General features: G+C 62.2%; 1 protein-coding gene. It reads left to right on the forward strand.

Features of this window, described 5'->3' with window-relative positions:
• The first annotated feature begins 349 nt into the window (after positions 1-349).
• A complete protein-coding gene (locus ACA044_RS22565) occupies positions 350-12,376 on the forward strand; it encodes a beta strand repeat-containing protein (protein WP_497443349.1) in 12,027 nt (4,008 codons plus the stop codon).
• Positions 12,377-12,468: the final 92 nt, after the last annotated feature.

Raw genomic sequence — 12,468 nt, forward strand, 5'->3', positions numbered from 1 at the left:
TGAGTCAGTGCTACCCCAAAACGCGGCCTCACCCAGCCTTTCTCCAGGAGTCCCTTCCATATGGGTACTCTCAGTCTATTGCGTGCCACGCGCAGCGCAGCCCCAGGCTGGCGTCCACGTTCGCCCGACTTGTCCTGCGATCCGCTCCTCAAGCGCGGCGAACTTCTCCACCCTCGCGATACCCGCGCGCCTTTGCCGGCAGCGCTTGTCCCGTCAGCCGGCCACCGATGTCCGGCACCCGCCTCGCACCGCTCCTGAACAACCGGAGCGGGACAAGAACGGGACTTCGTCCTGTTAGCAGTCCCTGGCGATTCTAAAAATAAAAAACTGGCATTTTCGGGAGAAAGACATGACTACCACCACAACTACCGGCGGCACCGATACTTCGTTTTCCAACACACCGCAGGCGAAGGACGACATTTTCACTACAGGTGTCATTGGCACAAGCAACGCGACCATCACGGAAGACCTGCTCGCAGTCGTGTACCTGAACGTCATGTCCAATGACCTCGGTGGCAACGCAAAGACACTCTGGTCACTCGATAACGCGACCAGTCTTTCTACCGCCACCAATGTTTATGCCCCGGCCGACCTCCTGATGCAGGACACGAGCAGAATTGAGGCGACGAGTACTGACACCAGTTTCAATGGTGCAAAAATCTGGATTACGTCGGATGGCAAGGTCGGCTACGACGCCGCTACTTTGTCGACTGCTTTCAAGGCACAACTTCAGGCGCTTGCTGCCGGAGGATCCCTGACGGACAGCTTTACTTATGCGATTCGTCTCAGCAACGGCACGCTCAGCTGGGCCACTGCGCAGGTGCAATTCGCAGGTGTGAATGACAGTGTGACGATGAGCCTCGGCGCACAGGCCGACACGGTCACCGAAGATGCGACCACAACGCCGAGCACGACCGATTCGCTGAGTGCGACGGGCACGATTGCGTTTAGCGATGTTGATCTGAGTGACACGCATACCGCCTCATTCGTGGCTGCGGGAGGCAATGCTACAGCGCTGGGCAACTTCGCCCTTACCTCTGTGGCTGAAGCGGCCAATGCGGCCAACGGCACCGTTAACTGGACTTACACCGTGAGTAATGCGGCAGCCCAGTATCTGGCCCAGGGTCAGACGGCTACCGAAACCTATGTGGTCACCATCAATGATGGGCATGGTTCGTCGACAACGAAGAATGTGACCATCACCATTACCGGCACCAACGACCAGGTGCAAATCACCAGCGGCGTGCAGGCCGGCGATGCCGGGGAAGACAGCGGCGACTACGCCGCCAGCGGCAGCATCACCTTCACCGACGTCGACCTGATTGACACCCACAGCGTCACCGTCACGCCGGGCGCTTCCGGCTACCTGGGCAGCTTCACCACTAACCCACTGAGCGACAGCACCGGCACGGGCAGCGGTTCGCTGGGCTGGAATTTCGCGGTGAACAACGCCGCGTTGCAGTTCCTCGGCGAAGGCCAGAACGTCACCCAGACTTATAACGTGGCGATCGGCGACGGCGCGGTGCAGACCGTGACCATCACCATTACTGGCACCAACGATCAAGTACAGATCACCAGCGGCGTGCAGGCCGGCGATGCCAAGGAAGACAGTGGCGACTACGCGGCCAGCGGCAGTATTACCTTCACCGACGTCGACCTGATTGACACCCACAGCGTCACCGTCACGCCGGACGCTTCCGGCTACCTGGGCAGCTTCACCACTAACCCACTGAGCGACAGCACCGGCACGGGCAGCGGTTCGCTGGGCTGGAATTTCGCGGTGAACAACGCCGCGTTGCAGTTCCTCGGCGAAGGCCAGAACGTCACCCAGACTTATAACGTGGCGATCGGCGACGGCGCAGTGCAGACCGTGACCATTACCATCACTGGCACCAACGACCAGGTGCAAATCACCAGCGGCGTGCAGGCCGGCGATGCCGGGGAAGACAGCGGCGACTACGCCGCCAGCGGCAGCATCACCTTCACCGACGTCGACCTGATTGACACCCACAGCGTCACCGTCACGCCGGGCGCTTCCGGCTATTTGGGCAGCTTTACCACCAATCCCCTGAGCGACAGCACCGGCACGGGCAGTGGTTCGCTGGGCTGGAATTTCGCGGTGAACAACGCCGCGTTGCAGTTCCTCGGCGAAGGCCAGAACGTCACCCAGACTTATAACGTGGCGATCGGCGACGGCGCAGCGCAGACCGTGACCATCACCATTACCGGCACCAACGACCAGGTGCAAATCACCAGCGGCGTGCAGGCCGGCGATGCCGGGGAAGACAGCGGCGACTACGCCGCCAGCGGCAGCATCACCTTCACCGACGTCGACCTGATTGACACCCACAGCGTCACCGTCACGCCGGGCGCTTCCGGCTACCTGGGCAGCTTCACCACTAACCCACTGAGCGACAGCACCGACACGGGCAGCGGTTCGCTGGGCTGGAACTTCGCGGTGAACAACGCCGCGTTGCAGTTCCTCGGCGAAGGCCAGAGCGTCACCCAGACTTATAACGTGGCGGTCGGCGACGGCGCAGTGCAGACCGTGACCATCACCATTACCGGCACCAATGACCAACCAACCCTGACAATTGTCGACATCGCCGGGGCGATGAACGAAGGCGATGGCACGGCGATGCTGAGCGACAGCGGCGCCCTGAGCTTTGCCGATGTGGATAGCACCGACACGGTGACCGTATCGCAGACCGCCAACAACGACATCACCTGGAGCGGCGGCACGCTCAATGCGGCCGTGGCCTCGGCACTGGTGACCGGCTTCTCGGTCGATCAAGACAGCTGGGACTACAGCAGCAACCAGAACCTCGACTTCCTCGGTGCGGGTGAAACCATCACCTTCTCGTACACGGTGGTCGCCACCGACGATAGCGGTGCGGCTAACTCCACCTCGGCGACGACCGTCACCATCACCATTACCGGCAGCAACGACGCGCCGGTGCTCAGTTTTGTGACCGGCAATGATGCCGGCGCAGTGCAGGAAGACACCGCGCTCAGCGTCAGTGGCCAGTTCGGTTCGGCCGACATCGATCACGATGCCACCGCCACTTGGACCATCAATGGTACCAATACCGGCACCTATGGCTCGATCGCCGTGGACAGCACCGGCCAGTGGACCTACTCCTTGGCCAACGGCACCGATGGCGTCGCCAGTGCGGTGCAATCGCTGAAGGCCGGCGAGAGTCATGATGAGGTGTTCAGCGTACAGGTCAGCGATGGCCAGGGCGGCATCGACACCCAGTTGGTGACCGTCACCGTCACCGGCAGCAACGACGCACCCGTGCTCAGCTTTGTGACCGGCAACGATGCCGGCGCAGTGCAGGAAGACACCACTCTCAGCATCAGTGGCCAGTTCGGTTCGGCCGACATCGACCACGAGGCCACCGCCACCTGGAGCATCGCCGGTACCAATACCGGCACCTACGGCTCGATCGCCGTCGACAGCAGCGGCCAGTGGACCTACACCTTGGCCAACGGCACCGATGGCATCGCCAGCGCGGTGCAATCGCTGAGCGCTGGAGAGAGTCATGATGAGGTGTTCAGCGTGCAGGTCAGCGATGGCCTGGGCGGCGTCGACACCCAACTGGTGACCGTCACTGTCACCGGCAGCAACGACGCGCCGGTGCTCAGCTTCGCGACTGGCAACGATGCCGGCGCGGTACAGGAAGACACCACGCTCAGCATCAGTGGCCAGTTCAGTTCGGCCGACATCGACCACGCTGCCACCGCCACCTGGAGCATCGCCGGTACCAATACCGGCACCTACGGCTCGATCGCCGTGGACAGCACCGGCCAGTGGACCTACACCTTGGCCAACGGCAGCGATGGCGTCGCCAGCGCCGTGCAGTCGCTGAAGGCTGGTGAAAGTCATGACGAAGTGTTCAGCGTGCAGGTCAGCGATGGCCAGGGCGGCATCGACACCCAGTTGGTGACCGTCACCGTCACCGGCAGCAACGACGCACCCGTGCTCAGCTTCACAACGGGCAACGATGCCGGCGCGGTGCAGGAAGACACCACGCTCAGCGTCAGTGGCCAGTTCAGCTCGGCCGACATCGATCACGAGGCCACCGCCACCTGGAGCATCGCCGGTACCAATACCGGCACCTACGGCTCGATCGCCGTGGACAGCACCGGCCAGTGGACTTACACCCTGGCCAACGGCACCGATGGCGTCGCCAGTGCGGTGCAATCGCTGAAGGCCGGCGAGAGTCATGATGAGGTGTTCAGCGTACAGGTCAGCGATGGCCAGGGCGGCATCGACACCCAGTTGGTGACCGTCACCGTCACCGGCAGCAACGACGCACCCGTGCTCAGTTTTGTGACCGGCAATGATGCCGGCGCAGTGCAGGAAGACACCGCGCTCAGCGTCAGCGACCAGTTCAGTTCAGCCGACATCGACCACGATGCCACCGCCACCTGGACCATCAATGGTTCGTCAACCGGCACCTACGGCTCGATCGCCGTCGACAGCACCGGCCAGTGGACCTACACCTTGGCCAACGGCAGCGATGGCATCGCCAGCGCCGTGCAGTCGCTGAAGGCTGGTGAAAGTCATGACGAAGTGTTCAGCGTGCAGGTCAGCGATGGCCTCGGCGGCCTGGATACCCAACTGGTGACCATCACCGTCACCGGCAACAACGACGCACCCGTGCTCAGTTTCACAACGGGCAACGATGCCGGCGCAGTGCAGGAAGACACCACGCTCAGCGTCAGTGGCCAGTTCAACTCGGCCGACATCGATCACGAGGCCACCGCCACCTGGAGCATCAATGGCTCGTCAACCGGCAGTTACGGCTCGATCGGGGTGGACAGCACCGGCCAGTGGACGTACACCCTGGCCAACGGCACCGATGGCATCGCCAGTGCGGTGCAATCGCTGAGCGCTGGAGAGAGTCATGATGAGGTGTTCAGCGTGCAGGTCAGCGATGGCCTGGGCGGCGTCGACACCCAACTGGTGACCGTCACTGTCACCGGCAGCAACGACGCGCCGGTGCTCAGCTTCGCGACCGACAACGATGCCGGTGCTGTGCAGGAAGACACCACGCTCAGTGTCAGTGGCCAGTTCAACTCGGCCGACATCGATCACGAGGCCACCGCCACCTGGAGCATCAATGGTTCGTCAACCGGCAGCTACGGCTCGATCGCGGTGGACAGCACCGGCCAGTGGACGTACACCCTGGCCAACGGCAGCGATGGCATCGCCAGTGCGGTGCAATCGCTGAGCGCTGGAGAGAGTCATGATGAGGTGTTCAGCGTGCAGGTCAGCGATGGCCTGGGCGGTATCGACACCCAACTGGTGACCGTCACTGTCACCGGCAGCAACGACGCGCCGGTGCTGACGGTGGAGACCAGCGGAGCGGTGAGCGAAGACATGACCGCCCCGATCCTCACCGACAGCGGCACGCTGAGCTTTGCCGATGTGGACGTCAATGACGCTCACATCGTGAGTGCGGCATACAACGGCGACGCCAGCTGGACCGGCGGCAGTTTGAGCGCGGGCCAGATCACGGCGATCACCAGTGGCTTCAGTAGCGACAGCAATAGCTGGGACTACAGTGTGGCCAACAGCGCGCTGCAGTTCCTCGGTGTCGGCGAGAGCATCACCCTAAGCTTCGACGTGACGGTGACCGACGACTCGGGAGCGGGCAATGCCAGCGACACCGAGACAGTAGCCATGACCATCACCGGCACCAACGACCAACCAACGCTGACGATTACCGACACCACCGGTGCGATGAACGAAGGCAACGGCACGGCCACACTGAGTGACAGCGGTGCCCCGAGCTTCGCCGATGTGGACAGCAACGACACGGTGACCGTAGCGCAGACCGCCAACGGCGACATCACCTGGAGCGGCGGCACGCTCAATGCGACCGTGGCTTCGGCACTGGTGGCCGGCTTCTCGGTCGATCAGGACAGCTGGGACTACAGCAGCAGTCAGAACCTCGACTTCCTCGGCGCGGGTGAAACCATCACCTTCTCGTACACGGTGGTCGCCACCGACGATAGCGGTGCGGCTAACGCCGCCTCCACCACCGAAACGGTCACCATCACTATCACCGGCAGCAACGACCAACCAACGCTGACGATTACCGACACCACCGGTGCGATGAGCGAAGGCAACGGCACGGCCACACTGAGTGACAGCGGTGCCCTGAGCTTCGCCGATGTGGACAGCAACGACACGGTGACCGTATCGCAGACCGCCAACAACGACATCGCCTGGAGCGGCGGCACGCTCAATGCGACCGTGGCTTCGGCACTGGTGGCCGGCTTCTCGGTCGATCAGGACAGCTGGGACTACAGCAGCAGTCAGAACCTCGACTTCCTCGGCGCGGGTGAAACCATCACCTTCTCCTACGCCGTGGTCGCCACCGACGATAGCAGTGCGGCTAACGCCGCCTCGGCCACCGAAACGGTCACCATCACTATCACCGGCAACAACGACGCACCCGTGCTCAGTTTCACAACGGGCAACGATGCCGGCGCGGTGCAGGAAGACACCACGCTCAGCGTCAGCGGCCAGTTCAGCTCGGCCGACATCGATCACGCTGCCACCGCCACCTGGAGCATCGCCGGTACCAATACCGGCACCTACGGTTCGATCGCCGTCGATAGCTCCGGCCAGTGGACGTACACCCTGGCCAACGGCACCGATGGCATCGCCAGCGCCGTGCAGTCGTTGAAGGCTGGTGAAAGTCATGACGAAGTGTTCAGCGTGCAGGTCAGCGATGGCCTCGGCGGCGTCGACACCCAACTGGTGACCGTCACTGTCACCGGCAGCAACGACGCGCCGGTGCTCAGCTTCGCGACTGGCAACGATGCCGGCGCGGTACAGGAAGACACCACGCTCAGCGTCAGCGGCCAGTTCAGCTCGGCCGACATCGACCACGAGGCCACCGCCACCTGGAGCATCGCCGGTACCAACACCGGCACCTACGGCTCGATCGCCGTCGACAGCACCGGCCAGTGGACCTACACCTTGGCCAACGGCACCGATGGCATCGCCAGTGCGGTGCAATCGCTGAGCGCTGGAGAGAGTCATGATGAGGTGTTCAGCGTGCAGGTCAGCGATGGCCTCGGCGGCGTGGATACCCAACTGGTGACCATCACCGTCACCGGCAGCAACGACCAGCCAACACTGACGATGGCCGACACCACCGGCGCGATGAGCGAAGGCAACGGCACCGCCACTCTGAGCGACAGCGGCGCCCTGAGCTTTGCCGATGTGGACAACAACGACGCGGTGACCGTATCGCAGACCGCCAACAACGACATCGCCTGGAGCGGCGGCACGCTCAATACAACCGTAGCCTCGACACTGGTGGCCGGCTTCTCGGTCGATCAGGACAGCTGGAACTACAGTAGCAACGAGAACCTCGACTTCCTCGGCGCGGGTGAAACCATCACCTTCTCGTATGCGGTGGTCGCCACCGACAACAGCGGCACCGCTAACGCCACCTCGGCGATGCAGACCGTCACCATCACCCTCACCGGCACCAACGATGATCCGACGATCACTCTGGCCGCAACCGATGCACTTGGCGTGGTGACCGAAGACGGCGACGCGCCTGATCTAACGACGACCGGCATGATCGCGTTCAACGACATCGACCTGAGCGATGTGCATACCACCGATGTAGTGGCTGACCCGGGTAACACGCTGGGCGGCACCTTGACGATGGGCGCTGTGAGCGAAAGCGCTGCGACCGAATCGGGCACGGTGGGCTGGACCTACACGGTGGCCAACAGCGCCACGCAGTACCTGGCCGATGGCGAGACAGTGACCGAAAAGTTCACCGTCACGATCGACGATGGCGAGGGGGGTACTGTGGATCAAGTGGTGACGGTGACCATCACCGGCAGCAATGACGATCCAGTGGTTGCTGCAGCCGACGTCACTGGCGGAGTCACCGAGATGGTGACTCCGGTGAGCAATCTAACCGACAGCGGCACTATCGGCTTCAGCGACGTTGATCTGAGCGACAGCCATAGCATCGACCCAACCATCACCGTTTCCGCGGGCGCGCTCGGCAGCCTGACGGCCAGTGTGACCACGCAGACCTCGGATGTGGACGGCGCCGGAGGTGTGATCACCTGGAACTACAGCGTGGCGGCCAGTGCGGTCGAGTACCTGGGCGAGACCGATACCAAGGTGGAATCATTCACCATCACCTTGGATGACGGCCATGGCGGAACAGTTGATCGCACCATCGAAGTTACTATTACCGGCACCAACGACGGTCCCGTAACGATGGCCGATGTCGCCGCCGGTACAGAGAACCAGACCCTGACCATCGACGTACTGACCAACGACACCGACGTCGACGACGGTCATGTGTTCACCTTGAACACCGCCAGTACACCGGCCGACAAAGGCACCGCCAGCGTGGTCGGCAATCAACTGGTGTTCAACCCTGGCACCGACTTCGACCACCTGGCGCAAGGTGCAATCGAGCACGTGACGCTCAGCTACACGATGCAGGACGAACACGGCGCGCTCTCCAGTTCCACGGTCGACGTGACCCTCACCGGCACCAACGATGCACCGGTAATGACGGCAGGTGGGTCGCTGTCGTACACAGAAAACCAGGCAGCAACTGCGATCAACTCAGTGCTGACGGTCACCGATGTCGACAGTAGTAACCTGACAAGCGCAACCGTATCGATCACCAACAATTTTGCCTCGGGCCAGGACATACTCGGGTTCACCAATCAGAACGGCATTACCGGCAGCTACAACGCGGGCACTGGCGTGCTGACACTGACTGGAACCGCTACGGTGGCGCAGTATCAGGCCGCGCTGCGCTCGGTGACCTACTCCAACAGTAGCGACAACCCCACAACAACGGCGCGCACGATTAGCTTCCAAGTCGATGATGGAGCTTCGGCCAACCACGCGAGCAATTTCGCGACAACAACCGTCACGGTGGCGGCAGTCAATGACGCACCGACGACTTCTGGCTTGGCCATCACCGAAACGTCGATCAGCTTCGTCGCGACCGACCCGGACAATGCGACGCTGTCGCTGCAGAGTCCGTTTGCCGCGGCGTTCGGCAATCCCTCGATCACAAGCGGCGCCAGCACGAGTCTGACCCCGGTGGAACAGGGCTCCGTGGTGTCAGGCACATTGCAGGTGAAAGATGGCAGTGTTGCGACAGGCGTAGTGGAGCTCTACCTCGGTACGAGCGCGGGCAACAATTTCACAGCGGGTAGCTCCGACACAGCGATCTACGGTTTCGGTGGCACGGACAATCTGTCCGGTGGTACCGGCGCCGACTGGATTTTTGGCGGTGCGGGCAACGACGTGATCGGCGGCATGAACAATGACCGCCTGCTCGACGGCGGCATCGGAACCGATACCCTCAATGTCACCAGTGTCTTTGTCAACGCGAGCGACAGCCAGATCGCGAATATTGAAAACGTACTGTTCAGCACATCTTCAGGAACGCTGATCCTGAACGCTCAAACTGAGAGTTTCACCATCTCCGGCACTTCGGGTGCCGATTACATCGTCGCAGGCAGTGGGAATGACACGATCTTTGGCACTGACAACGACACGCTGCTGGATGGAGGCACCGGTTCCGATACCTTGGGTACCGGTCCCCTCTTCACAAGCACAAGCGACGGGCAGATTACAGGGATCGAGAATGTATTGATCGGAACGGCAGCGACCCTGAACCTCTCCAACCAGACCGAAGGCTTTACCATTACCGGTTCTTCGGGTGTCGACACCATCACGGGTGGCACAGGTGCAGACAGTATCAGCGCGGCGGGTGGCAACGACATCATCAACGGTGCACAGAACGACACGCTGCTCGACGGCGGAGCCAACACCGATACACTCAACGTCAGCGCAAACTTCACCAGCACCAGCAACGCCCAGATCGCCAATATCGAAAACGTGACGCTGACGACTTCCGGGCTGACACTCAACCTTGGCAACCAGACCGAAGCCTTCAATATCAATGGTTCATCCGGCGTCGATAGCATCAGCGGCGGCAGCGGAGCCGACACCATCAACGGCCAGGCGGGCAACGATACGCTGACCGGGAATGGCGGGGCTGACCAGTTCCGGTTGCGCACCAACGGTGGCACGGACACGATCACCGACTACACGGACAACACCGACAAGATTGGTTTCCTCGATAGTGCCGGGACGGGCGGTGTCAACTTCACAACCGTTGGGAGTTCGGCCGGTACAACGCTTCTCGCCACCGACTTTCAAACCCGCAACAGCATCAACAACATCAACAACAACGACGACAGCAAGGTTGATGTGATCGACGCGAGTTCGCAGACGACGTTACAGATCACAACCACCAATGGCGGCACCGCCACCAACACCTACGTGATCGTATTCAACTCGACGACCGGCAAGGGCGAAATCTGGTTTGACACAGACTGGAGCACTACGGCGAGCCGGGTACAAGTGGCAACGCTGAACAACGTTACGACATTGGCCGGGGTCGCTAACATCACAGCCTCAGACATCGTTGTCCACGACAGTACCCTCGGCCCCGCTGGTGTTGCTGGCAGCCCCATTAACCTGGGCCTGGCCGATGCGGCAATTCGCGCGGACGTCACGACGGTGAGCATTTCCGGTATTCCCGCAGGCTGGACCCTGAACCAGGGCACCGACAATGGCAACGGCACCTGGACGGTGGACAAGAGCAGCCTGGACACGCTGACGGTCACAACACCGGCAGATTTCGTGGGCGCCAGGGTTTTGCCGGTCACGATGACCTGGACCAATGCCGATGGCACGGTGGAAAGCGAAGTGATTCGCGACAACGTCGAGGCCTACGCCCCCGGCTCGCCGATCTTCGCCTTGTCAGCGGACGACAACCTCACCGGCTCCAGCGGCGCCGACCAGTTCGTGTTCGCTCAGCCTATCGGTAACAACGTCATCCACAGCTTCGATGCGGTGGCGGACAAGATCGACTTGATCGGCTTCGCGGGGGTCACCGCCTTTGCTGACTTGAGTATCGCTAACGACGCCAACGGCAATGCACTGGTCAACATCGGCTCCGGCCAGACGGTCACCCTCAAAGGTGTCGATGCGGCGGACTTGAGCGAAGCGAACTTCCAGTTCGATGTAGACCCGGTCACGACCAATACCGGCACCCTCACCATTGCCGACGGCGCGATCATGCCGTTCGGTGGCAGCATCCATAACAGCGGCGCCATCGAGCTCGGCTCCGCCGGCAGCGAGACCAATCTTGAGATTCTGTTCCGTGGCGCGACCTTGACCGGTGGCGGCCAGGTACTGCTATCCGACAGCACGCAAAACGTGATTTTCGGCGGTAGCGCCGACACCGTGCTGACCAATGCCGACAACCGCATATCCGGCGCAGGCCAGTTGGGCGCCGGGCAAATGGTGCTGGTCAATGCGGGGCTGATCCTGGCCAGCGGGCTGAACAGCCTGGTGCTCGACACCGGCAGCCACACCATCACCAACAGCGGGGTGCTGGAGTCCACGGGTGAAGGCGGCATGACAGTGGCCAGTGCGGTCGACAACTCCGGGCACTTGTGGGCCAACGGTGGCGACATGCGCCTGCTGGCCGACGTGATGGGCAACGGCAGCGCCACCATCGACGGCGACGCGACCCTGAGCTTCGATGGCACCGCCCATGCCTCAGTCGCCTTCCATGGCAATGGCGCGGGCACGCTGGTGATCGCACAGGCCGAAGCGGCGAGCTCGCTGGTTGGCATCCTCGGTCTGGAGAGCGATGACATGCTGACCTTCGGCGATCTCGCCTTCGGCGCCAACACCCAGCTCAGCTACAGCGCCAACGCCTCTGGCGCCGGCGGCTTGCTGACGGTGGACGACGGCATGCATCGGGCCGAAGTGAACCTGCTGGGGCACTACTCGGTGGATGACTTCCAGGCCACCGACGGCGGCGAGGCCGGCACCCAGATCAGTTACACCGGCGCATCCAGCGGCACACTGGTGGGAAGTATGGCGGCGGACGTGCTCAGTGGCGGCGACGGCAACGATATCCTGGCGGGTCGTGGTGGGGAGGACACGCTCAGCGGTGGCGCGGGAGCCGATGTATTCGCCTATCTCAACGGGGCAGAAGGCGGGGACACCATCCTCGACTACAACTTCGCCGAAGGCGACGCACTCGACCTCTCCGCACTGCTCAGTGCCAACTTCGTTAGCGGCAGCAGTCAGGTGTCCGACTTTGTCCAACTGGCGCAGTCCGGCAGCGACATCGCCGTGCAAGTGGATGCCGATGGCGCAGCCAATGGTACGAACTTCGCCGATGTGGCGGTCCTTGCCAACACTGGCACGAGCGGTACCGATCTGGTGCGCACCTGGTTTGGGGAGGGTGACCATACGCTGACAGCTTGATGCACTGGGCTGGAGCTGGCCGGGAGGGTGCATTTAGCACCGAACGGCCGGCGCTACCAGACTATGCTCATCGCAAAGGTAGTCGTGCTAGG

The organism is Pseudomonas sp. LBUM1673 (genome assembly GCF_059695645.1).

Bases quoted from the DNA above. Each gene is read 5' to 3' on its own strand.
- ACA044_RS22565 (WP_497443349.1), top strand. From the start codon at position 350: ATGACTACCACCACAACTACCGGCGGCACCGATACTTCGTTTTCCAAC.